Here is a 25,139-nt window from a genome sequence, read left to right as displayed (position 1 = left end):
GCCGTGTTATCCCGCGCCGATGCGCGTGGAGGTGCCGAGACTGGCATCGAACCCTGTGCCGAGGTGGAGGAGGTGGAGGAGGCAGCGGAACGGGGGCGTCGTTCGGTTGCCGTTCCATCCTGTCCGGCACGTTGTCCGGTCTGTTGACCGGCTTGCTGGCCGGATTGCTGCACGGTCTGCTGCCCGACCTGCGGAAATTGTGCGCTCGACACACTGTCGAACGATTGATTTGCGTTGTTTGCGAGGCGGCGCAGCACCGGTCGCGCGGCGGGGTTGGTTGACGTGCCGGCGACGCTGGTCGTGGCTCCGGCAACATTGGGGGCGCCGGGATTTCCCGGATTCCCGAGGTTCCCGGGGTTACCGAATGCGGCATGCCCATCTCCGGTGGCGCCGGACACCCCGCGGACGGTGCGGCCTGTCGACGGCATCGCCCTTGTGGTCGCCTGTGCAGGCGTGACCCGCGCATCGGGCGGCGGGGGAGGGCACAGCAGCCCGGGGATGTCGTTCGGCCCGAGGCGATCGCTCGGCAGGGCGACCGTGCACTGGTCCGGCGTCAGCGCGCGCGTGGCGGCGAGGACGTTGGAACCGGTTTCGTTGAGAATCGCCGTGGCGTCGCCGTCCGCGGCCGCGCCCGGCCAGAGCGTGCGAGTGCTGACGGCATTGGGGTCGACCGCGTCGCGGCGGGTGTCACGACCAAAAGGGTGCATCACCCCGTTCGCGGAACCTGCGGGCGCGGTGCTATTCGCGTTCCCGGCGCCGCCCGCGTTGCCGTACACACCGCCGACGTTCCCGCCGGTCAGGGCGGATCCGTCGCCTCCCGGCCAGCCCAACGGGTTCAGCGCATCCAGCGCGATCGCGTGCAGCAGCTGGTCCGGCGTGCATCGTTTCGTCGGATCGGGGTTCAGCGCGCTGCGGAACGCGGTCATCGTGTGCGCGGGCAGCCCGGCGAGATTCGCGTTGCCCGACGCCTCGCGCTCGAGCACCGCCATCATCGGCTTGGTGCCGAACACCGGTTCGCCCATCGCGGCGAACGCGAGCACCGACGCCACCGACCACCAGTCGGTCGATTCGTCCGATTCCGCCCCCTCGATGATCTCCGGGGCGATGAACCCCGGCGTGCCCATCACGAGCCCCGTGCGTGTGACATGGCTTTCGCCCTCGCCCATCGCGATGCCGAAATCGACCAGAATCGGACCGGTCGCCGAGATCATCACGTTCGTCGGCTTGATGTCGCGGTGCACGATGCCGGCCGCATGCACGGCCTTCACCGCCTCGATCAGCTTGCGGGCGAGGCGTTCCAGATCATCGCCCACATAGCGGCCGTTCGCGGCGACGTCATCGCGCAGATTCCGGCCCTCGATCAGCTCCGTGACGATGAACGCCAGTGCGTCGTCGAGCTCCATGTCGACGATGCCGCACACGCCGGGGTGATTGACCTTCTTCAGGGCCATCGCCTCACGGCGCAGACGCTCGCGGGCGGTGACGTGGTCCTTGAGGTTCGGGTCCTGCGGCGACTGGCGGGAACCGGGGCCCGAGGCCGCGTCGGCGAAGTCGTCGGACAGCGAATCGCGCAGGATCTTCATCGCATACACCTGGCCGCCGTCGTCGCTGACGCGCCACACCGATCCCATCGCGCCCGAACCGAGGCGGGAGATGAGGGTGTAGCCGCCCACCACCTCGCCCGGCTCAAGGGTCAACGCGTTCACATCACTCATAACCCCCATCCTATCCATGTCTCACGGAACCCGTTCCCTGGAACCGCCCACCGTACGTTCCCCGTGGTGTTTTCGGCGCCGGTTGAGGTGTGTGGTGTGTGGTGTGTGTGGTGTGTGGTGTGGTGTGTGGTGTGGTGTGTGCCGTACGTTTCCCGGGGTGTTTTCGGCCGGAATCCCGGAAGACGTACGCTCAGCCTGACTTAGCGTACGTTCCTCCGGCCTATCCGACTGATGTTCCGGGGAAACGTACGGTTACCAAAGGTCAGCGTACGTTCCCCCGGATCGGCGGATGAATCACCACGGGGAACGTACGCTGAGCCCGAGTCACCGTACGTTCCCCGTGGTATCGCCCCTGTTGGCCACGGAACCCGTACGGGCTGGATCATACGGTCCGGATACGGTCCGGTCCGACACGACGTGTGACGGACGGCCATATTCGAGGCGATGCGACTGATACAATACGACTATCACTATAGTGATAGTTGATATATATTTCATCGGGAACATGGTGGTTGATGGGCAAGGACACGGCTAACGAAGCGTCGACTCCGGCGACGATCGAACTGTGGCACGGCTCGTCGCACGTCATACGCACACCGGAATACGGGCTTGGCAAGGAGAACAACGACTACGGCCGCGGGTTCTATTGCACACGAAACCGCGAGCTGGCCAAGGAATGGGCGTGCGCCGGGCTGGACGACGGATACGCGAACCGATACACGCTCGCGGCCGGCGGGCTGGCGTTCCTGGACCTCTCGAGCGAACCGTACACGATCCTGAACTGGCTGGCGATGCTGGTCGAACATCGCCGGTTCCAGCCGAACACACCCGTCGCCGCGCGCGGCATCGCATACCTGCGTGAGACGTTCCTGCCTGATGCCGCCAATGTGGACGTGATCGTCGGATACCGCGCCGACGACTCGTACTTCTCGTTCGCGCGCGCATTCGTCAACAACGCAATCTCGCTCGATCAGCTGTCGGAGGCGATGCGGCTTGGGGATCTGGGCAAACAGACCGTTCTGGTATCGCCGCGGGCGTTCGGCGCATTGCGGTTCGAAGGATTCGAGATCGCACAGGCGTCGGTCTACCACGTGCTGCGCGGGGAGCGTGATGCGGCCGCCCGTGAGGCGTATCGCCGTCATCGCGCCGACGACGACATCGACGGACTGTTCATGCGCGACATCATCCGAGAGCAGGTGACGAACGATGATCCACGCCTACGCTGAGTGCTATCTGCCGGACGCGATGACGAACCTCGCCGGAGCGTTCGACTATGCGATCAACGACTGCGGGCTCACCCCGCAGCTGTTCGCCGATTTCCTCGCGATCGCCCCCGCGGTCGCCGGATTCGAGCGGGGGACGCCGAAATACGTGTGCGGCATGTCCGGCGAGGAACTGGTGATCGAGATCATGCGCGATTCCGGCTGGATCGTCGTGGCGGACATGCCGGTCGCGTCGATGCGCATCGGCGCGACGCCCGAATACTGGGTCGGGTGGTCGCTCGCCTACTGCCAGTGGAGCAGAGGCGTGCGATTCCGCGACATTCTCGACGTGATGCCGATCGACGACATGCTGGCGATGTACCCGGTGCTGCATGAGACCGGCGAGGACCGGTTCGCCGAAGTCTACGATGAACGCGCCGCCGCGGCTCGGGGCGACGGGAACTCGTGTCTCGGCGTCATCCGGCGTCGCGCCGGGCTGAGCCAGGCCGAGCTTGCCGATCGCGCTGGAGTCTCGCTGCGATCGGTGCAGATGTACGAGCAACGCCGCAAGGACATCCGCAAGGCTTCGGTGACGGCGGTGCTCGCAATGGCGCGCGTGCTGGGCTGCCAAGTCGAGGACCTGCTGGAGCCGGTCTCGTAGGCATGCGCGTAGAGGCGTAGAGGCGTAGAGATGGGCGGGTGCGGGGTGCCTTGGCAGGAGTCGGAACCGCTGAGGCGTATGCGATTGTGCGAGGAGTCGTCGCGCAAACACGACCGTGCAGAATATGCGCGCGAAATGACAGGATGGGGTGGGTGGGCGATGAGGCCTGCGCGGCTCGGGCACAATCAAATCAACGACATCGACGACAAGGACGTGTCGAGACACATAACGAACAACGGAACAGCTGGATCGAAGAGGAGAGTGCCATGCTGGAAATCAATTTCGAGGACGTCATCGGCGTTCTGGAAACATGCAAACCATACCTCATAACATTAGCGATCGTTCTCGCGCTCATGATAGTGGGAATGGTCGCCGCCCATTGGTTCAAGGGACGTCGCGCCATCATCCGCGGCAACGTCGCCGTCGCAGGCGTTGCCGCGGTCGTGGTGATTGCCAATCTCATCGCCTTGGGACCCATGTCCACACTCATCAGCCTGACCATGGGATCCGGTCAGGCCACCGCGGACACCACGCGCAAGGCACAGACCGTCGCCGAGCAGATCGCCGGTGAAGGCACGGTGCTGCTGAAGAACGATGACGGCCTGCTTCCGCTCTCCGGCACTTCCAAGGTCAACATGTTCGGGTGGACCTCGGCGAATCCCGTGTACGGCGGCACCGGTTCCGGTGCCATCAACGATCTCTACGAGACGGTGAGCATCCAGCAGGGATTGGAGAACGCCGGCATCTCCATCAATCAGGAGCTCGTCGATTTCTACAAGGATTATCAGGACGGTCGCGAGACCTCCTCTGACACCAACATGAGCTGGCAGCTGCCGGAGCCGCCGGTGAGCACCTACTCCAAGAAACTCATTGCCAATGCCAAGCAATACTCCGATGTGGCTATGTTGGTGCTGGGACGCCTCGGTGGCGAAGGATACACCGATCTGCCGGTCAATGCTGGCGGCGAGGTGGCCGGAAACTCCAAAGAATATAAGGAGTTCGAACCCGGCGAGCACTACTTGCAGCTTTCGAAGACCGAACGTGACCTTGTGAATCTGGTGTGCGAGAACTTCGATGACGTCATCGTGCTGTACAACGGCAACAATCCGATGCAGCTCGGCTTCATCGACGAACACCCGCAGATCAAATCCGCATTGTGGCTCGCCGGCGCTGGCAATGTCGGTTTCAACGCGCTCGGCAGGATCATTACCGGAGACATAAATCCCTCGGGCCGCACATCGGATACGTTCGTCTATGACATGACCTCCACCCCCTGGTGGAACAACGCGGTGAAGACCTCCTATTCGAACATGAAGGACCTGACCGTCACCGGTCTGGCCAACGGCAAGATGACCGAATTCTCGCCGTCCTTCATCAACTACGCCGAAGGCATCTACGTGGGGTACAAGTACTACGAGACCGCCTCGGATGAAGGCGCTATCGACTATGACAAGACCGTGCAGTATCCGTTCGGCTACGGTCTGAGCTACACCACGTTCGAACAGAAGATGAGTGACATCACGGAATCGGACGGCAAGCTCACCTTCACGGTGACGGTGACGAACACCGGGGATAAGGCCGGCAAGGACGTCGTCGAAGTGTACTCCAACCCGCCATACACCAACGGCGGCATCGAAAAGGCCACGGCCAACCTTATAGCGACGGCCAAGACCAAGGAGATCCGCCCTGGTGCCTCACAGAACGTGTCCATCAGCATCTCCCGCGATGATTTGGCATCGTACGATTACCAGGACGCCAAGGCATATGTGCTGGATGCCGGCGACTACGACATCTCCATCAACGCCGATTCTCACACGGTGTTGGACCACCGCACATACACCGTGGGCAAGCGAATCGTGTACACCGGCGACACCACGCACAACGGCGACCTCAAGGCGGCGACTAACCTGTTCTCGGACATGGCCGGCGATGTGACCTATCTGAGTCGCAACAATCATTTCGCCAATTACGACACCGCCACCGTCAAGGGCAGCGACGTCATGCCGGATGAATACAAGGCCAAGTACCATCTCAACAAGACCTTCGACCATACGGCGTATCTCAAGGCCGACGCCGAAATGCCGACGACGGGAGCGAAGAACGGTCTCAGACTCGCCGACCTACGTGGCGCCGACTATGACGATCCGCGTTGGGACAAGCTGCTTGACGAAATGACAGTGGATGAGATGACCAAGCTTACCTCGCTCGCCGGCTTCCAGACGGCCGCGGTCAAGTCCATCGACAAGGTAGCCACCAACGACGCTGACGGTCCGGCCGCCATCAACAACAACTTCACCGGCGCCGGTTCCATCGGCTTCCCGGTGGAGACGGTGACTGCCTGCACGTGGAACGCCGATCTGGCACAGGCGTTCGGCGACGTTATCGGTCAGCTCGCCCGGGAGATGAACGTGTCCGGCTGGTATGCGCCTGGTGCCAACATGCATCGCACGCCGTTCGGTGCACGCAACTTCGAGTACTACTCGGAAGACGCCACGCTGTCCGGCATCATGGCCTCCCGGGCGGTCAGGGGAGCGTGGAAACGAGGCGTGTACGCCTACATCAAGCACTTCGCTCTCTATGACGGCAATGCACGCATGGTGTCTGTATGGTCCAACGAGCAGGCGATGCGCGAAATCTACCTCAAGCCGTTCGAAATGGCCGTGAAGGATGGTGATGCGCATGCGGTCATGAACGCGTGGAGCTTCTTCGGCACCACATGGTCCGGCGAGCGCAACGAACTGAACAACACGGTGCTACGCGACGAATGGGGCTTCCATGGCATGGTGATCACCGATTACTTCCGCGAGGACGGCCGCGGATTCATGACCGCGGATGCCGCGTTGGCGAACGGCACCGATGCTATGCTGGCGACCTACGGGTCCGGTCCTAACATTCCGGAGGATACCGGCAACGCCAGCACCGTACAGTACATGCGTAACGCCAGCAAAAACGTGCTGTACACCGTGGTGAACAGCTGGGTGTATGAGGACTCCGCCCAGAATGTGGGTATGGAAGGTTGGAAGAAGGCCGTGATTGCTGCGGATGTGATTCTGGGCTTGCTGCTGCTTGGCATTGAGGTACTGATGGTCAAGCGCTACCTCGCCCGCCGCAAGGCCGCGACCGTCGCGCCGATGGTCAAGACCGAGTAGCACCGACCGACCGCCACCCGTGGCCCTCTCGCTGAGCGAGAGGGCCACTCTCATATCTCCTCATATCCTCATAGGTGCGGCACTCCGCGCGCAGCCGTCAGCCCCTCCGGCTCACCCCCCCAGCGCCCACTTCCACGCCGGCATGACGCGTATGGTCCCGGCTTCGACGCTGACGGTCTCCTCATCGTGCAACGTCAGAATCACGCCCGAGTCAAGGCCTGTGCGTTGCATGACCGCGGTCAGCGATCCGATTTCCCGCTTGCGGGTCTTATCCACCGCCATCTGCGCCGTCACCTGGTACAACGCGTACGGTTCGGCCGCCAACGCGTCACCGACGAGGAAATCGACCTTCTCCTGTCTGGAACCGGGCATGGTGTACGACGTCACCGCTTCCGTGCGCCGTCCGGCCGTCCTCCGCCGCAATTCGCAGAATACGGCCGTTTCCAGTCGTTTGCCGAGATCCTGCTGGTTCGCGCGGGACACGGCATAGGCCATACCCTGATCGACCGCATACACTTTCGGCACGCCGGTGCTGTTCGGCTTGAGCGAGGTGGTGTATTCGGGCAGTTCGTGGATCAGATACGCCTGCCTGAACAGTTCCAGCAGTGTGTTGACCTTGTCCCAGTACACTTTCCAGCCGTTGTCCTTCAACGCCGCGACCAGCGAGTTCACGGACAGTTCGCACGCGGTGTTGCGCAGCAGGTAGAGCGCGGTCTGCGTCGCCATCGCGATGTTCTCGCGCCCGAATCGCTCCGCGACGTCGCGCGCGACCACGTCACGCATGTAGCCTTGCAGCATTTCGATGCGGTCGGGGGCGTCAAGCCGCTGCACTCCGGGGAACCCGCCGGTGACCAGATACCGTTCGTATGCGCCTTCGAAATCGGTGGTCTCCTGTGGCGAGAACACGGGAGCGTCGGACGTGACGGCCGGATTCGGTACGGCGAGACCGTGGAACTCGCAGTATTCACGGAACGACAATGGCGCCATCTCGTGCGGATGAGAACGGCCGCGGAAGTTCGTGGCGATTTCGTCGCTGGATAGTTTCGACGACGATCCGGTGATGACGAGCGTCACACGTTCGTGCTCGGCGATGCGTTGGCAGAATCCCTGCCAGTTCGCGCATTCCTGCACTTCGTCAAGGAACAGGTATGCGCCGTCGCGTCGGGCTTCGGGGACTTGACGCCAGTATTCGTTGACGATGTCGTCTAGAACCGTGTCCGGCATCGGCTGGAGGCGATCGTCGGCGAAGTTGAAGTAGAGGATGCGGTCGCGCGGCACGCCGGCGCCGAGCAGGTCGCGAATCTTCTGGAACAGGTAGAACGTCTTGCCGCAACGGCGGATGCCGGTGATGATGTGCACGATGTTGAACGCGGCGGGCTCGTCCAGCTTGCGGATGACCTCATCCCGTCGCAACGGCTGGGGGAAGTCGAAGCGCATGGCCTCCCGCACCAGCATGGCATACGATTCGCGTGGATTATCAGGAACCATCGGGTGCCTCCCGTCATCGATGGTCAACGGGTTTCTGCATCACCAAATAGTACAACTTCTCAAGAATGTTGAGAAGTTACCGCACAAACTTCTCAAAATTCTTGAGAAGTGCTGATTTCTGCGAAAGGTCGGCGCGGTGGCCGATTGTGTGTCGCCATTCATGCGGGGGAAACAACAGGTTGTGTGCGGGGGCGAACTCATCGGCCGCAAACCTGCTTGAATCGAAAGCAGCAACAAACCGTGCAACGGAGTACAGGAGTAAAGAACGATATGGAACTCGAAGAGCTTTCGGTGACCGAGAAGGCGGCGATGCTTTCCGGCGGAACCGAATGGGACTCGCGCGGTAACGACCGTGCCGGCATCCCCAGCTTCGTCATGAGCGACGGCCCCCATGGCGTGCGCCGTCAGCTCGGCGAAGGCGACCACCTCGGCCTCGGCGCCTCCAAGTCCGCCACCTGCTTCCCGACCGCCGGCACGGTCGCGAACTCGTGGGATCCGGCCCTCGCCGAGGAGATGGGCGAGGCACTGGGCCGCGAGGCCCACGACCTCGACGTCAATGTACTGCTCGGCCCCGGCCTCAACATCAAGCGCAATCCGCTGTGCGGCCGCAACTTCGAGTACTATTCCGAGGATCCGATCGTCGCCGGGCGCATGGCCGCCGGCCTCATCCGCGGCATCCAGTCGAACGGCGTGAGCGCCTGCCCGAAGCACTTCGCCGTCAACAGCCAGGAGCTGCGCCGCCAGGCCTCCAACTCCGTCATCGACGAACGCACGATGCGCGAGATCTACCTGACCGGTTTCGAGATCGCCGTGCGCGAGGCCGCACCGATGACCATCATGACCTCCTACAACGAGATCAACGGCGTGTACGCGCACGAGAACAAGCACCTCCTGCAGGACATCCTGCGCGACGAATGGGGCTTCGACGGCATGGTCGTCTCTGACTGGGGCGGCTCCAACTCGGCCGTCGCCGCCGTCAAGGCGGGCGGCTCGCTCGAAATGCCCAGCCCCGGCCTCACCTCCGTGCGCGAGCTCGAAGGCGCGGTCGCCGCCGGCACGCTCGCCGAGGCGGACCTCGACGCCCGCGCCAGCGAAGTCGCGAAGATCGCGCGTGCCACACGCCTCGACGGCGTCGGCCGCGACGACCTGCTCAAGGACTCCGTCGCCGCCGCACACCACGAGGTCGCGCGCCGCGTCGCCGAAGGTTCGATGGTCCTGCTCAGGAACACGACCGCCCCGGCAGCCGAAACAGCCGGAACAGCCGGAACAGCCGGAACAACCGGCGCCCCCGTCCTGCCGCTCAAGCCGGGCACGCGCGTCGCCGTCATCGGCGACATGGCCAAAACGCCACGATTCCAAGGCTCCGGCTCGTCGAAGGTGAACGCCACGCGCGAGGAGAACATCCTCGACGCGTTCAAGGCGCAGGAATCCGCCGCCGCCGTCTCCGGCACCGACTCGCCGTCCATCACCGTCGCCGGCTATGCGGCCGGATACGACCGTCAGGGCGTCGCGAACCAGACCCTGATCGACGAGGCCGTCGCGCTCGCCTCCCGCGACGACGTCGACGTCGCGCTCGCCGTCGTCGGCCTCGACGAACGCAGCGAATCCGAAGGCCTCGACCGTTCCACGATGGCCATCCCGCAGGCGCAGAACGACCTGATCGCGGCCCTGACCGTCACCGGCAAGCCGGTCGTCGTCGTGCTCGTCGCCGGCTCCCCGGTCGAACTGCCGTGGCATGACAGCGTCGCCGCGATCCTGTACGTCGGCCTGTCCGGTCAGGCGGGCGCGTCCGCCACCGTGCGCGCGCTCACCGGCCGCGTCAACCCGTCCGGCCATCTCGCAGAAACGTGGGCCTTGCGCTACGACGACTGCCCGTCCGCCGGCTGGTATCCGTCCGTCGGCCGCGACGCGATCTACCGCGAGGGACCGTTCGTCGGCTACCGCTACTACGAGACCGCGGGCGTGCCCGTCCGCTTCCCGTTCGGCTACGGCCTGTCCTACTCCACGTTCACGTACTCGAATCTCACCGCCGACGAGACCGGCGTCACCGTGACCGTCACGAACGACTCCGACGTGCCCGGCGCGACCGTCGTCCAGCTGTACGTGAGCGGTCCGTCGCGCGCGCGGCAGGGCGACGGCGACGCGCGCGGCGTGCTGCGCCCCGCGCGCGAGCTCAAGGGATTCGCGAAGGTCACGCTCGCCGCGCACGAGACGCGCGACGTGCGCATCGACTTCGATCGCTACACGTTCCGTCATTTCGATACGTCTGCGGACGGCGGCACCGGCGCATGGCGCGTCGAATCGGGCGTGTGGACGCTGCATGTCGGCACGGACGCCGAAACGCTGCCGCTGAGCACGCCGTTCGCCGTCGCCGGCGACGTGGACGCGACTCCCGCCGATCCCGCGCTCGGCGCGTACCTCGCCGGAGACGTCAAGCATGTGACCGACGCCGAAATGACCGCGCTGTTCGGGCATGAGGTGATCGCGCCCGGCAAGCCGGCCGTGTTCGGCGTCAACGACCCGATCTCCGCATGGAGTGATTCGCATGGATTCGTCGCGCGCACCATCGCCAACATGCTCGCGAACCGCGAGCGCACGGTGCGCGAGAAGACGGGTGCGCCCGACCTCAACACGCTGTTCGTCCTCAACATGCCGCCGCGCGCGATGAGCAAGATGACGCAAGGCATGGTCGATTCCGCGATGGTCGACGCGATCGTGAAGATCGGCAACGGGCGTACGTTCCGTGGCCTGGGATCGCTGATCTCCGCCTACTTCCGTAACCAATCCGCCAACAAGCGCACCGCAAAGGAGCTGAACCATGAGTGACACGACGAACCCCACGTCCACGCAGGCCCCCACGCAAGCCCCCACACCCGCCGAGCTCGCCGCGATGGGCCCGGTCCGCCGCTGGATCGCCACGCATCCGACGATCTGGGAGTTCATCCTGTTCAACGTGCTGTCGAACATCTCCACGATCGCCCGATTCGTGGTCACGTGGATCGGCACTGCGGTGTTCGTGGGCGCGCTGGGACTCACCGCGCCGTTCCACTTCCTGATCTTCAACTATCCGGAGTCCGGCAACGGCTTGGGCGGATTCCTCACGTTCCTCACCGCCGAGGTGCTGGCGCAGGTCGTCAACTTCTTCGTGCAGATGAAGTGGGTGTTCAAGTCCGATTCCAGCTTCCGTGACGCCGCCTGGAAGTACGCGATTCTCGCCGTGGTGATCGTCGTCGTCAACCTCGTGCTGCCCGGCCACGTGACCGCGCTGTGTCAGGGCTGGGGCATGAACGCCGGCATCGCAGGCACGATCGCATCGATCGTGAACACGCTGCTCGCCGTGGTCGTCAGCTACCCGATCCTCAAGTTCTGGATCATGCCCAAGGGCAAGTAGGGTCAGTCGGGTGACCCGTTTTCCGGCTCACGGGGGATCTCTCCCCCCAGTCAGCTTGGCGCTGACAGCCCCCTCGTCAGAGGGGGCCGACTACTGTTCACGGAATGAGGACGGTCAAGGTGAACCAGTGGTCCTCGGCGTGGATCGACACCTCGCCGCCGTACTGCGCGGCGATGTGGCGGATCGACTTCACGCCGAACCCGTGCCGCGAGGCGTCCCGTTTCGTGGTGCGCAGGTTGCCGGCGGCGTCCCGGCTCAGCGGCGTCGAATCGTCGAAGTAGTTCTCGACGCGGATCACCGTGAACGCCCCCTGCCGGTAGAGCGCGAGCCGGATCAGCCGCTGCTGCGGGTCCGCGAGCCGTGACGTCGCCTCGATCGCGTTGTCCAGCGCATTGCCGAACAGCGTGGCGATGTCCATCGACGACATGTTCGATTTCGCGAGCAGCGATCCGTCCGCCACGGCGGTGAACGTGATGCCGCGCTCCTCGCATGTGCGCGTCTTCGTCGTCAGGATCACGTCAAGCACCGGATTGCCGGTGTGCTGTTGCGCGCTGTACTCCGCCACGGATCGCTCCAGCTGCTCGAATCCGGCCGCCGCATGCTGCGGATCGACCTCCGCACGCAACGCGGCGATCTGATGCTTGAGATCATGCGCAAGCCGTCCGATCGACTCGAGATTCTCCTTCGACGCCAGATACTCCTGATGCTGGCTTTCCAGCTGCGCGTTGATCGAGGCGAGCTCCATGTTCGCCGCGAGACGGCGCGCCTGCTCCTGCTGCGCGTACAGGATCGCGAAACCGCAGAAATCGACCAGCGTGCGGATGTAGAACACCTCCTGGCCGATGCGTCCGGAGAACGGCGTATTCGTCGAAACGAAACTCAGATTGCTCATCGCGAACGTGACCAGCGTGATCGCCACCGTGCCCACCGCCAGCTGCGGCGTCACGGTAGTCGGCTCGTCACGGCTGAAATTACCGCGTTCCACGAGCCACGCGACGCCGAAGCACACCGCGTACACGACGATCAGCGTCACGAGGGAGATCGATATCGACACCCACTGCGGCGGGTCGCCTGATCCGGCGGCCGCACGCAGGAACGTCGCCAACTGCCAGTGCAGCGACGCCACCAGCTCCGCGAGCACGAACGCGCGGGCCCCGATGTACAGGCCCTCGCGCTTGCCGGTCCCGGCCCCCAGCAGGACGATCGCGAACATGCCGCCGAACGCGAGCAGCATGCCGATGATCCAGAACCAGATCGGCATCATGCCGTCGACATACTGGGTCGCGACCATCGCCGGCAGGCCGATCGCCGCGACCGCGACCGCGCGGCGCATCGGCACGCGGCGGTGGATCACCGCGATGTACATGACGCACGCCAGCCACTCGCATATGGCCGTATACAGGCGCGGGATGTCCGGCAGGGCGTTCGTGATCGTGTTCATTGGATCGCCCATCACGCGAGGCCGGTCCCGCCGGCGCCGCCCATGTACTCGGCCAGCGCGGTCATGAACGCCTTCTTGCGCGGGCGACTCACGCGCAGGCGCTCGCCGTTCGACATCACGCAGTCCTGATCCTCCATGCCGCGCACATGCCGCAGGTTCACCAGATAGCACGAGTTCGAACGGAAGAAATCACGCGCCGCGAGCCGCTCCTCGAACGACTTCAGCGTGCCCGTCACCGACAGCTTCCCGCTCAGCGTGTGGATGATGATCGTGTGCCGGATCGACTCCACATACAGCACGTCGGCCAGCTCCAGACGCTGCTGGCGTCCGCCCGCCTCGATGAGCATCGCATCGTCCGCGCGCCGGCGCACCATGTCGATCGACCGCTTCATCTCCTGCTTGAACGCGAACCACGGCACCGGCTTCAGCAGGTACGACAGCGCGCCCACCTGATAGCCGTTGATCGCGTACTGCGGCGCCGCGGTGATGAACACGATCACGACCGAGTCGTCGCGCTCGCGGATGCGCCGCGCCGCCTCCATGCCGTCCATGCGCTTCATCTCGATGTCGAGCAGCAGGATGTCGTACACCGGCCGGTATTGCTCTACGATCTTCTCGCCGTCGTCGAACACGGACACGGTGAATCGCACGCCGTTTCCGGGCTGGCCGTTCTGGCTGTTTTGGCCGGGCTGTCCGCCTTCCTGGCTTTCCGCCTGATAGCGATTGAGATAGTCCAGCACCTGCTGGCATGCGGCGGCGTCGTCCTCGACCACCCCGACACGGATCTCGCGCATGCGAACCTCCCTCGCGCAACCTCGCATCCCTACGGTTCGATTGTATCGGTGAGGGTGAGAGGCCGCGGCGGCCCCGCCGCAACAGCAACAGGAGGAACGCCTTGCCTCAGCCTATACCGCAATCGTGGAGATGATGAACGGATCGGCCCTACTGCGTGCATCATCGTTGGTGGAGATGAGGCCATACAGCTCCGCCAGACACCACGACGCATACAGCGGCAGGTAGGTGACGTCGCCGTCCTGTTCCACGTTGGAACGGGACAGTACCACGCCGCGTGCGATCCGATAGTCCGGATTCGCCATCGCCGCGTCGATGGCCGCATGGGTGCGGTAGCTGCGGCCTGATTTGACTTCGAACGGTATGGTTGTGCCGTCCTGGGCGTCTGCGATGAAATCGACCTCCCCGTGTTTCTTGGCCATGTAGTAATACAAGGCCACGCCTTGCGCGGCAAGTTCTTGCGCGATGACGTTCTCGTACAACGCCCCGAGATTCGGGGAGGGATCTGCGAGATATGCGGCGCGGGACGTGGTGATTGGATAGCGTGCCATCAGCATGCCGGTATCGGACTGGTAGAGTTTGAATTTCGGCGATTGCGATGTGCGCATGAGCGGTGATTTCGGTTCTGTCACGCAATTCGTCTTCAATGCGACCCCGGCGTCGACCAGCCATAGGAAATCCTGTTGGTTGCGTTCGTAGCGTGCTCCCCGGCCGATGGACGATACCGCGAATCGACCGTTGCCTTCAATGAGTTGGGTCGGCATCCGGTCGAAGATCTCCTGCACCTGCAATGATCGGTTCCCGGCGTACTTGGAGATGTCCAGCCGGTATTGGCGATTCAGCTCATTCTGCAATGAGCGCACCGCGGAGAGATTCCCGTTGGTGGTGATGAACAGCTGCACCGCCTCCGGCATGCCGCCGACCAGCAGATATGAGCGGTAGTTCGTCAGCATGGCCTGATGAATGTGCGGGTCTACGGGCTTTCCTGTGGCGCAGCAATCGAGAATCATGTCCAATGTGGAATGCTGCACGCCGATGGCCCAGCAGAATTCTTCGAAGTCCATCGGTCTCATGGTTTTCTCGATGACCGAACCGACCGGGTAGGAGCGCACGCCTTTGAGTTCCGTCCCCAGCATGGAGCCTGACAGGATGTAATCGAACTGCCCGTCTTCCACGAGGAATTTGACCATGGTCATCACATCGGGCTGTTCCTGCACTTCGTCCAGGAACACCACGGTTTTGCCCGGAATGAGTGTCTGATGGGAGAACAGGGCTATCCTGCTGATGAAATCCTGCGTGTCGGATGCCGCGGCAAGGGCCCTTGCGGCGGCTTTGTCCTCGTAGAGGTTGATTTCCGCAAGGATAGGGTATTCTGCGCGGGCGAACTCGCGTATTGCGGTGCTTTTTCCAATCTGACGGGCGCCGGTGAGAAAAAGCGCTTTGCCGGTGCCCGCTTGCTTCCATGCCCGCAGTTCGTCAGTGATTTTACGCCGTAGCATCCTTGTTCTCCTTGCAGATGGTGATGGTGTGGCGATTTCCCTTATAAGAGTAGTGCTCAGGGTGCCGTATGTGCAAAATGCCGCAGTTCAAATCGGCGTTTTTGTGCAAAATGCCGCAGTTCAAAATGGCGTTTTTGTGCAAAATGCCGCAGTTCGGGGGAGTGCGATCGGTTGCGAGCGAGACCGGAAACGGATTGGCGTCATGTGGCGAGTCCGGGGCATGCCGTGACTCCGGTACCATGTGGCGAGTCCGGTGCCTCATTCCGGATCGCGGCTGCCGGGCGTTATCGACATCACGGCCTCGCAGGGTCCGCAGCCATTGGACGGCGAGACCCGTGACACGGTGATCCACGACGATCAGATCGTGCTGATCTATGAGCGGGTGTCGGGGCCGGCCGCGGTGTAGTCGTCCCGCAGTGGTCCCAGCCGTCCCACAGCCGTCCGGGTTTCGGGGGTGGGGCTTCACCGTTTGTTCGTTTCAAGGCGTTACTCTGGTGCGCATGGAACAAGAGCCGTTGGTCAGCGTCATCATCCCGGTCTACAAGGTCGCGCGGTTCCTCGACGCGTGCGTGGAATCAGTCGTCGCGCAGACGTACCGGAACCTCGAGATCCTGCTCGTCGACGACGGATCGCCCGACGAATGTCCCGCGATGTGCGACGCATGGGCCGCGCGCGACCCCCGAGTGCGCGTCGTCCACAAACCCAACGGCGGCCTGTCCGACGCGCGCAACGCCGGCATCGCGCACGCCACCGGCGACTACATCTACTTCGCCGATTCGGACGACACCGTCGCGCCGAACCTCGTCGAGGACTGCCTCGGTGCGATGCGCAAGTACGACGCCGACCTCGTGATGTTCAAGTTCGACACGATCTCCGAATCCGGCAGGACGCTGCTGTCCGACTACCGGCACAACGATTTCGACCAGGTGCAGGTGCTCGCCCCGGTCGAGGCGGTCAAGATGCAGGTCAAGGCCGAGATCGACGGCTATTTCTGGGCGTTCCTCGCGCCCGCGTCCACCTATCAGGGCACCGGGTTCGCGTTCCCCGTGGGCCGCAAGATCGAGGATCTGTCGCGCATCTGCAACGTGATCGGCGCCGCGACGCGCGTCGTGCGCATCCCCGAGGTGCTCTACCACTACCGCATGCGCGGCGGGTCGATCACCGCTACGGCCGACCCTAGGCTCATGCGCGACTGGATGAAGGCCGCCGACGACCGCGAGGAGTACATCGACGAGCGCTTCCCCGAACTCAAGGGATTCATGAAGCTCCAGCAGCTCAACTTCTTCGCCAACCTCGACTACGAGACGATGCGACAGTCGCTGATCGCCGGCCTCAAGATCGACCCCGAGGACGCGGACGTGCTGCGCCGGCGCATCGACGGATTGCGCAGCGACGTCGAGAAGGACGACAGCGAGACGATTCCGGACGCGCTGCGCGAACTGCTCGGCATCCTGAGGCTCGCGCTCGCCAACGGCGTGAACGGGCTGGTCGAGGGCGCGTCGATTCCGGTGGCGGGGAAGGACGAGTCGGATGACAAGCCGTCGCTGGCCGACCTGTTCCACGACATGCGCGAGGACTGGCGCCAGATGCGCATCCAATGGGCGGATTCGATGCAGGAGGCCGCCGAGGAGCATCACGAGCGCGAGGGGAATCGCATCGACGGGGAGCAGCTGCGTCGCGAGGAGCGTCTCGCCGAACGCAACGGCGTCATCTTCGAATCGCACTGATCGCGCGTGTAGCCGACCCCCATTCGCGACACGCCGAAGCTGTTCATGAAACGCCTGCGAAAGCGCTTTCCTTGATTTGGCCGTCAGACCGTGTATAGTGAAGCGCAGGCTCGACGGAGGAGTCCGGAGGGTCCGCACAAGTAAACGCCGAGGTTTGCGGTTTACCGGATGTTGCAGCGATGCGGCGGAAGGTGACGAACGGATCAAAGCACAGACAGTAACAAACAGCAGTAATCCCTTTACAACGGATCGTGAGGCACGTACCTGCCTCTGAAAGGATGAACATCATGGCAGAAGTCATCTTCGACCACGTCACTCGTATCTACCCGGGCAACGACAAGCCCTCCGTGGATGATCTCAACCTCGACATTAAGGACGGCGAGTTCCTCGTCCTGGTCGGCCCCTCCGGCTGTGGTAAGTCCACCACCCTGCGCATGCTGGCCGGCCTTGAGGAGGTCAATAAGGGCCGCATCCTCATCGGTGATAAGGATGTCACCACCATGCAGCCGAAGGACCGCGACATCGCCATGGTGTTCCAGAACTACGCGCTGTACCCGCACATGACCGTCGCCGACAACATGGGCTTCGCCCTGAAGATCGCCGGCACCCCGAAGGAGGAGATCCGCAAGCGCGTCGAAGAGGCCGCCAAGATCCTCGATCTGACCGAGTACCTCGACCGCAAGCCGAAGGCCCTCTCCGGTGGTCAGCGTCAGCGTGTCGCCATGGGCCGCGCCATCGTGCGTAAGCCGAAGGTCTTCCTCATGGATGAGCCGCTCTCCAACCTCGATGCGAAGCTCCGTGTCCAGACCCGTACCCAGATCGCCGCTCTGCAGCGTCAGCTGGGCGTCACCACCCTGTACGTCACCCACGACCAGACCGAGGCCCTGACGATGGGCGACCGCATCGCCGTCATCAAGCTCGGCATCCTGCAGCAGGTCGGCGCCCCGACCGAGCTGTACGATCGCCCGGCCAACGTCTTCGTCGCCGGCTTCATCGGCTCCCCGTCGATGAACATCAACGTGCACCCGGTCGTCAACGGCAAGGCCCAGATCGGTGAGGACACCGTCGACCTGCCGGCCGACGCCGTCAACAAGCTCACCCCGGAGGACGGCGGCAAGATCGTCGTCGGCTTCCGTCCGGAGGACGCATCCCTGGCTCCGGCCGACGACCCGAACGCCTTCTCGCTGAAGGTCGTCAACGTCGAGGATCTCGGCTCCGACGGCTACATCTACGGCAACATCATCACCGATGGCTCCGCCGCCGAGGAGGCCCAGGTGATGTCCGACCAGAACAAGCTCACCACGGTTCGTGTGAACCCGCGTGCGCTGCCGAAGGTCGGCGAGACCGTCAAGATCAAGATCGACCCGGCCAAGATGCACCTGTTCGCTCCGTCGACCGAGCTGCGCATCAACTGAGCCCGATTCCGCCCAATCGCTTCCGGTAGCTGACTGCCGCCGGCGTGGTCCCTGTGACCGGCCGGTCGGCGGCCCTGCCCGCCGGGTTGGCGATTGGCTGATAAGACTTGACCGAACAGTTGTTGGTTCGGTCAACCATTACACGAGACGTCTCTCTTCCTCTCTATTTCGTCTCGTGGAAGAAGCCCCGCTATGTTGCGGGGCTTCTTTTTTGTGTGCGATGTTGGTGTGTCATAGCGCGTTGCGGGTGTGTTGTGTTGTGTTGTGTTGCGGTGTGGTGTGGCATCCATGGCGCCTAGGCTTCCACGACGACCTGCGCGCCATTGCCCTCCAGCTTGGAGCGGCATCCATGGTTCCCGTGGGTTGTCCCTGTCTCCCATGGGGTGTCACCGGTTCCCATGGGGTGCCCCTGTCTCCCAAGGGGTGCCCTTGGCACGGTTTCCCATGGTGCAGTTCCCGGTGCCATCGCGCGGTGACTTTCCCATGAAGCGGTGAGCCGTTTTCCTAAAACCGCATGATTCCGCCGTTTTGCGTCACCGCGCCATGGGGATTTCACTACTTCATGGGACAATCACCGCGCCATGTGCGTGCAGACCGCGCGATGGAGGGGCAATCGGAACCTCGTAAAGGGTGCGTATGCCACCGTGGGGGAGGGTGGTATCTCGTGGGAGGGGCGGTGCCGCCGTGTGCGGTGTCACTGTGAGTTGTTACCATAACCCTCGAAAACTGAATAACGAATCTTTACGCCGTGTATCGAACGCATCACACGCACTTGGCTTTCCGTGGTACGGGAACCGACGTGTTGCATGCGTCGATGGGTTAACAAGGCGTGACCGCACCGCCGTGCGGCACGTTTGCGAACCACCGAACCGATACCGGGAAGGACTCCGCCAGCAACGTAGCCGCAGGGCCCTGACCAACGTAAGGAATACCAATGAGCCGACTCAACGGCAACGCAACAAACGTAACAAACACAACAGATGGCAACGTAACGGGCGCCAACGCGACAGGCTCCGAGCCAACCGTCAATGTTCCCTCTCGAAACCGACCCGACCGCCCCGACAAGCCCGGTTCCGGCAATCACTCAGCACCTGATTCCCCCGATTCCAAGCCCATTCCCGACCGCATCGGTAGCCTGTTCACTGCCGTCGTGCGCCTCTGCCGACGCGTGCCGATGCTGCCGGTCGTGATCCTGTCCGCGATCCCGATCGCGTTGCTGTGGGACGCAAAGCTGTGGGGGAGCGCGCCATGGGCAGTGGCTGCAGTGTCCCATGCGGGCGACGTGGCCTCATCCAACGCGGTGTCGTTTCCGCCCGACCCGTCGATCGGTCAGTGGATCGTCGTCGCGCTCGTCGCCTACACGGTCGTCGACACCGTGCGCGGCATGATCGACGACATCCGCCACGGACAGGTCGGCGTCGACCTGCTCGCCGTGATGGCGCTGCTCTCCACCCTCGCGGTCGGCGAATACTGGGCCAGCTGGGCCGTCGTTCTGATGATCACCTCCGGCGAGGCGATCGAGGAATACGCGCAATCGAAGGCCGAACACAGCCTGACTACGTTGCTTCAGGCCGCACCGCGCACCGCGCACATCTCGAACATGCCCGGCATCGGCGAGGGAACCGGCGACTCCTGGTTCGAGACCGTGCCGGTCGACCGGGTGAAGCTCGGCGACGTGATCATCGTGCTGCCGGGGGAGACCGTGCCGGTCGACGGCGAACTGCTCTCCGGCTCCGCCACGCTCGACCTGAGCGCGATCAACGGCGAGCCGGTGCCGCGCGAGGTGTACGCCGGCGCGCGCGTCATGTCCGGTGCGGTGAACGGCGCGACCACCCTCGCGATGCGCGCCACGCAGGTCGCCGCCGACTCGCAGTACCAGCGCATCCTCGCGCTCGTTTCCGAGGCGCAGGAGTCGCGCCCCGCGGTCGTGCGCGCCGCCGACCGGCTCGCCGTGCCGTTCACCGTGATCTCGCTCGTCATCGCGGGCGTAGCTTGGGCCGTATCTGGCACGCCGACGCGATTCGCGCAGGTGCTCGTGCTCGCCACGCCGTGCCCGCTGCTCATCGCCGCGCCGGTCGCATACATCGCGGGAACAGGGCGACTCGCCGCCGCCGGCATCCTCATCAAAACGCAGGATGTGCTCGAATCGCTGGGACGCGTCACACAGGTGTTCTTCGACAAAACCGGCACGCTGACCGTCAAACAGCCGCAGGTCGTCCGCGTCGAACTGCTGAATCCGCCGGACGATGACGTCGCTTCGCCCCGCCGCCCGCGACTTGACGAGGACCATGTCCTGATGTTCGCCGGCGTGGTCGAAAGCTACTCGGTGCACGTGCTCGCCAAGGGCATCGCGGTTGCCGGGCGCGACGCGATCGAACGCCTCCACGCCCGTTACGCCGCCGGGCAGCGCGCCTGCCCGGAACCGGAGGCGAGCTGGTCCGGGCACGGTCGCGACTACCCGGTCGTCAAACACGTCGAGGAGATCGCGGGCAAGGGCATCGCCGCCGAGGTCAACGGCCATGCGGTGCGCGTCGGACGACTCTCCTTCGCGGCCGCCGGCGACGACGGATTCCTGGCCACCGGGTCTGGTTCCGGTCTTGGTTCCGGTCTTGGTTCGGGGATGCAGCAGCCGTCAGCATTCGCCGCGGCCGGCCTGTCCGCCGTCCCGGCCGATGCCCAAGCCGGCCTGCGGCGCACCCGCTTCGGCGCGCTCGCGGCGGACGAGATGGCCTCGTACGTGTCGGTCGACGGATCGCTCATCGGACGCATCGTGCTGCGAGACGTGCCGCGCGCCAACGCGCGCAAGGTGCTTGACGGCCTGCACGCGCTGGGGGTCGAAAAGCTGACGATGCTCACCGGCGACAAGCGCGCCTCCGCCGAGATCATCGCCCGCGAGGTCGGCATTGACGAGGTCCACGCCGAACTGTTTCCGGAGGATAAAGTCGCCGCGGTGCGTGACGCCCACTCACCGGTCACGATGATGGTCGGCGACGGCGTGAACGACGCGCCCGTGCTCGCGGCCGCCGGTATCGGCGTCGCGATGACCGACGGCACGTCCACCGCCGCATCCGAATCGGCGCAGGTCGTCATCATGAACGACGACATCGCCGCCGTGCCGCGCGCGATCGCGATCGCCCGGCGCACCAAGTGCGTGATGCTTCAGGCCGTGATCCTCGGACTCGCGCTCGCCGTCATCGGCATGGTCGCGGCCGCGTTCGACCTGATCCCGGTCGTCGTCGGTGCCTTCCTGCAGGAGGGCATTGACGTGGTGAGCATCCTCTGGGCACTGACCGCCGTCCTCGACCGTGAGTGAGTGGCCGACAGCGAGCCTCCACCGGCCTCCATCGATCGCATCTCGCCCGGATGGCGGGTCTGGATGGCGTCCGCGATTCATTTCTTAGGCACATTTTGCATTTCTTAGGCAGGTCACAGGGCGAATCGGGCAAACATGCCCTTGAAAATAAGGGATTTCGGTTCGCTGGCTCGCCACCCACCTGCCTAAGAAATGCAGAAAGTGCCTAAGAAATGTGAGGAAGACGGGTCTTTCCCGATTCGCCGGCCTGCGATACCCTGTAAGGCGTGACTGAATCTTCGAATACTGCTGAAAACACCGCGAACACTGCGAACGAACTCCGCATCGCCGTGATCGGTGCCGGCCCCGCCGGCGTCTACTCTTCCGACATCTTCCTGCGCCAGCTCAAGAAGCTGGGCGATGAGCTGGGCGTCGGCACCAGGGCCCGCATCGATCTGTTCGAGAAGCTGCCGGTGCCGTTCGGTCTGGTCCGCTACGGCGTGGCCCCCGACCACCCGTCCATCAAGTTCATCGCGTCCGCACTCGAGAAGACTCTCGACAACCCGGACATCCACCTGTACTGCGACGTAGAATTCGGCAAGGACGTGACGCTCGACGACCTGCTCGCGCGCTATGACGCCGTGCTCTTCGCCACCGGCGCGGTCAAGGACAAGCCGCTCACGATCCCCGGCGCCGACCTCGACGGCGTGTACGGCGCGGCCAAGTTCGTCGAATGGTACGACGGCTACCCCACGGGCGCCCGCGAATGGCCGCTCACCGCCGAGAACGTCGCCGTGATCGGTGGCGGCAACGTCGCGATGGACGTCGCGCGCGAGCTCATGCGCAACGCCGACGACCTCAAGGCCAAGACCGACATCCCGGACAACGTCTACGAGGGCATCCAGAACAACAAGGCCAAGGTGCTGCACCTGTTCATCCGCCGCGGCGTCGCCCAGGCCAAGTTCAGCGTGCAGGAGCTGCGTGAGATGGAGAAGCTGCCCGGCGTGCAGCTCATCATCAACGAGGACGACTTCGAACTGGACGACGAGACCATCGAGGTCGCCGGCCAGGACAAGCTCACCCGCCAGATGGTCGAGGAGCTGTTCGCCATCCGCGAGATGGCCGAGGACATGGAGGACGACGGCGACGTCGACTTCGAAGGCAACCCGGCCGATCGCAAGTACTACGTCCACTTCAACTCCGCCCCCACCGAGATCCTTGGGGCTGACGGCAAGGTCACGGCGATCCGCGTCGAGCGCACCGAAACCGGCGCCGACGGCAAGATGCACCGCACCGGCGAGTTCACCGACTACCCGGTCGAGGCCGTGTACCACGCGATCGGCTACAAGCCGGCCGAGGCGCCCGGCATCGCCTACGACGAGCATGGCGCGCACCTCGCCAACGCGAACGGCGACGGCCGCATCACCACGTCGGCCGATGGGGGAGAGGTGCGCGAGCGCCTGTACGCCACCGGTTGGGCCAAGCGCGGCCCGGTCGGCCTGATCGGTTCGACCAAGTCCGACGCGCTCGCGATCGTCACGAACATGCTCGAGGATCTCGCCAAGGCCGCGGAGGGTGGCCGCGTGGCCGTCGACCGCGATCCCGAGTCGATCGACCGACTGCTCGCCGAGCGCGGCGTCAAGCCGATCGACTTCGCCGGCTGGAAGAAGGTCGACGCCTTCGAACGCGCCGAGGGCGCCAAGGAGGGCCGCGAGCACAAGAAGGTCATCGAGCCCGCCCAGATGCGCGAGCTCGCCCACGCCTGACCCGCTCTCCTCGGGCCGGTGATCCGGTCCGGTCCCTTGGCTCCGGAGACCCCGGCCCCGAGGAAGCTCTCGTTTGCGTCCGATCCTGCGGTATCGGACGCGAACGGGACCTCTGAGACCTGTGTTGGAGCATTGCCTGACGTGGGCGGGAACGGCGAGCACTCCGGCCATTACCGCGGCGTAGTTTCGTCGTTTCGCATCCGGCGTACGTCCAGCAAAAATTCAGCTCGTGAATTTAGTGTGTGCCTTATGGACGGCAAATTGCGAGTGCACGGCCATTTCAATGGCCTGAAGACGACCCTCCTGTTCGGGTTGATGTGGGGCGTCATCATGCTCATCTGGTGGGCCACCGGTGGCTCACGGGGCACCCTCGGCATCTATATCGTCATCGGACTGGTCACCACGTTCGGCTCCTATTGGTTCTCCGACAAGCTCGCGATCGCCTCGATGGGCGCGCGCGAGGTCAGCGAGGCGGAGGCGCCCACCCTGTACCGGATCGTGCGCGAACTGTCTGCGAAGGCCGGCAAGCCGATGCCGCGCATCTACGTCGCGCCGACGATGAGCCCGAACGCGTTCGCCACAGGCCGCAACGAGCGTCACGCGGCGGTCTGCTGCACGCAGGGCATCCTCAGGATCCTCAACGAGCGTGAGATTCGCGGCGTGCTCGGCCACGAGCTGATGCACGTGTACAACCACGACATCCTCACCTCCGCGATCGCTTCGGCGATGGCCACCGTCATCACGTATCTCGGCTACTCGCTCATGTACTTCGGCGGCGGCACCTCACGCAACGATCGAGACAACTCCTCCGGCGGCCTCGGCCTGATCGGCGCACTGCTGAGCATGATCCTCGCCCCGATCGCCGCATCGCTCATCCAGATGGCGATTTCCCGCACGCGCGAATACGACGCTGACGAGGACGGCAGCATGCTCACCGGCGATCCCGAGGCGCTCGCCTCCGCGCTCAACAAGATCTCGTACGGCGCGCAGACCACGCCGATGCGCAAGACCGCCGGCACGCAGTCGGTGTCCGCGATGATGATCGCGAACCCGTTCTCCGTCGCCGGATTCTCCAAGCTGTTCTCGACCCACCCGCCGACCGAGGACCGCATCGCGCGCCTCATGCAGATGGCGCAGGAGATGCGCGCCGCCCAGGCCGGTCAGGTCTACGGCGGCATGGGCGCCCCGCAGGTGCGGTACTGACGGTATCGACGGGTGCTGAGTCGCTAACTAAGTCGGAGCTCAGGCTGTCCGGCTGTTCCAGTCCGTTCCGCTTACTCGTTCCGCTTACTGAGACGGCCGGCACCGCGGCCCAACGCCGTGGTACACTGGTGGCTCGCGTCCAAAAGACGCACCCTTGCGAATGTAGTTCATCGGTAGAACGACAGCTTCCCAAGCTGTAGAGGCGGGTTCGACTCCCGTCATTCGCTCCACTCAAAACCGGCGGGATTCCGCCGATCTTCGTCATATGTAAGGCGTCTAGACGCCTCTTGTGGACACAGTATGGACACACAGCGGACACTGGCCCCCTCTGACGAGGGGGCTGTCAGCGAAGCTGACTGGGGGAGAGACATTCGTCGACAAGCTTATCCATTCTCACT

Annotated in this window: 15 protein-coding genes, 1 tRNA gene and 1 pseudogene; 12 read left to right on the top strand and 5 right to left on the bottom strand. The window is 64.0% G+C overall.

All coding sequences use genetic code 11. The features are described 5' to 3' along the window. Positions 1 to 776: 776 nt before the first annotated feature. Positions 777 to 1,724: pseudogene (locus tag CSQ85_RS13635) on the bottom strand (serine/threonine-protein kinase); the annotation flags it as partial. Between the two features lie 506 nt (positions 1,725 to 2,230). Between CSQ85_RS13635 and CSQ85_RS06720 the strand changes: the two are divergent. The 3 genes from CSQ85_RS06720 to CSQ85_RS06710 all read left to right on the top strand — a co-directional run bounded on the left by CSQ85_RS06720 (position 2,231) and on the right by CSQ85_RS06710 (position 6,727). Beyond that, positions 2,231 to 2,941, top strand: a complete 711-nt coding sequence (locus CSQ85_RS06720) for a DUF3990 domain-containing protein (RefSeq protein WP_150383418.1) — start codon at positions 2,231 to 2,233, stop codon at positions 2,939 to 2,941. Then, positions 2,922 to 3,578, top strand: a complete 657-nt coding sequence (locus CSQ85_RS06715) for a helix-turn-helix transcriptional regulator (protein ID WP_150383417.1) — start codon at positions 2,922 to 2,924, stop codon at positions 3,576 to 3,578. The genes CSQ85_RS06720 and CSQ85_RS06715 overlap by 20 nt, the downstream gene beginning before the upstream one ends. Before the next feature lie 353 nt (positions 3,579 to 3,931). Further along, the gene (locus CSQ85_RS06710; RefSeq protein WP_449495013.1) at positions 3,932 to 6,727 is read left to right on the top strand and encodes a glycoside hydrolase family 3 C-terminal domain-containing protein; all 2,796 of its coding nucleotides are present in this window, start codon (positions 3,932 to 3,934) and stop codon (positions 6,725 to 6,727) included. Between the two features lie 111 nt (positions 6,728 to 6,838). On the opposite strand, the gene CSQ85_RS06705 is transcribed toward CSQ85_RS06710, so the two are convergent. Continuing rightward, positions 6,839 to 8,182 (bottom strand): ATP-binding protein, encoded by a 1,344-nt coding sequence (locus CSQ85_RS06705; RefSeq protein WP_150383415.1) that lies wholly within the window; start codon positions 8,180 to 8,182, stop codon positions 6,839 to 6,841. Positions 8,183 to 8,485: 303 nt separating this feature from the next. Between CSQ85_RS06705 and CSQ85_RS06700 the strand changes: the two genes are divergently transcribed. Continuing rightward, positions 8,486 to 11,041, top strand: a complete 2,556-nt coding sequence (locus CSQ85_RS06700) for a glycoside hydrolase family 3 C-terminal domain-containing protein (RefSeq protein WP_150383414.1) — start codon at positions 8,486 to 8,488, stop codon at positions 11,039 to 11,041. Further along, positions 11,034 to 11,606: a GtrA family protein gene (locus CSQ85_RS06695; RefSeq protein ID WP_107041834.1), complete on the top strand. Its 573-nt coding sequence runs from the start codon at positions 11,034 to 11,036 to the stop codon at positions 11,604 to 11,606. Before CSQ85_RS06700 ends, CSQ85_RS06695 begins: the two co-directional genes overlap by 8 nt. A 97-nt stretch (positions 11,607 to 11,703) precedes the next feature. On the opposite strand, the gene CSQ85_RS06690 is transcribed toward CSQ85_RS06695, so the two are convergent. From CSQ85_RS06690 to CSQ85_RS06680, 3 genes are all read right to left on the bottom strand, one after another. Then, entirely contained in the window at positions 11,704 to 13,047 is a 1,344-nt protein-coding gene (locus tag CSQ85_RS06690) for a GHKL domain-containing protein (RefSeq protein ID WP_395956490.1), read from the bottom strand. A gap of 11 nt (positions 13,048 to 13,058) precedes the next feature. Beyond that, a complete protein-coding gene (locus CSQ85_RS06685) occupies positions 13,059 to 13,841 on the bottom strand; it encodes a LytR/AlgR family response regulator transcription factor (RefSeq protein WP_150383412.1) in 783 nt (260 codons plus the stop codon). A gap of 111 nt (positions 13,842 to 13,952) precedes the next feature. Then, on the bottom strand, positions 13,953 to 15,338 hold the full coding sequence (locus CSQ85_RS06680; protein WP_150383411.1) for an ATP-binding protein: 1,386 nt from the start codon (positions 15,336 to 15,338) through the stop codon (positions 13,953 to 13,955). Positions 15,339 to 15,591: 253 nt separating this feature from the next. Here CSQ85_RS06680 and CSQ85_RS13045 point away from each other — a divergent pair, with 253 nt between their 5' ends. The 7 genes from CSQ85_RS13045 to CSQ85_RS06650 all read left to right on the top strand — a co-directional run bounded on the left by CSQ85_RS13045 (position 15,592) and on the right by CSQ85_RS06650 (position 24,971). Beyond that, entirely contained in the window at positions 15,592 to 15,744 is a 153-nt protein-coding gene (locus CSQ85_RS13045; protein ID WP_190972931.1) for a hypothetical protein, read from the top strand. A 94-nt stretch (positions 15,745 to 15,838) separates the two neighbouring features. Then, positions 15,839 to 17,065 (top strand): glycosyltransferase family 2 protein, encoded by a 1,227-nt coding sequence (locus tag CSQ85_RS06675; RefSeq protein ID WP_190972941.1) that lies wholly within the window; start codon positions 15,839 to 15,841, stop codon positions 17,063 to 17,065. A gap of 287 nt (positions 17,066 to 17,352) precedes the next feature. After that, complete coding sequence (locus tag CSQ85_RS06670; protein ID WP_107041828.1) at positions 17,353 to 18,480, top strand: ABC transporter ATP-binding protein; 1,128 nt, start codon at positions 17,353 to 17,355, stop codon at positions 18,478 to 18,480. Between the two features lie 1,174 nt (positions 18,481 to 19,654). Continuing rightward, positions 19,655 to 21,793, top strand: coding sequence for a heavy metal translocating P-type ATPase (locus CSQ85_RS06665; protein ID WP_150383480.1), 2,139 nt, complete (start codon positions 19,655 to 19,657; stop codon positions 21,791 to 21,793). 266 nt (positions 21,794 to 22,059) lie between these two features. Continuing rightward, positions 22,060 to 23,538: an FAD-dependent oxidoreductase gene (locus CSQ85_RS06660; protein WP_190972930.1), complete on the top strand. Its 1,479-nt coding sequence runs from the start codon at positions 22,060 to 22,062 to the stop codon at positions 23,536 to 23,538. A 249-nt stretch (positions 23,539 to 23,787) separates the two neighbouring features. Beyond that, entirely contained in the window at positions 23,788 to 24,741 is a 954-nt protein-coding gene (gene htpX, locus CSQ85_RS06655; protein WP_107041825.1) for a zinc metalloprotease HtpX, read from the top strand. A gap of 156 nt (positions 24,742 to 24,897) precedes the next feature. Continuing rightward, a tRNA-Gly gene (locus CSQ85_RS06650) sits at positions 24,898 to 24,971 on the top strand. Positions 24,972 to 25,139 lie beyond the last annotated feature (168 nt).

The organism is Bifidobacterium rousetti (assembly GCF_008698235.1).
Taxonomy (GTDB): Bacteria; Actinomycetota; Actinomycetes; order Actinomycetales; family Bifidobacteriaceae; genus Bifidobacterium; species Bifidobacterium rousetti.
Note: the sequence above shows the minus strand (reverse complement) of the source record. Positions and strands in the feature narration are given on the sequence as shown.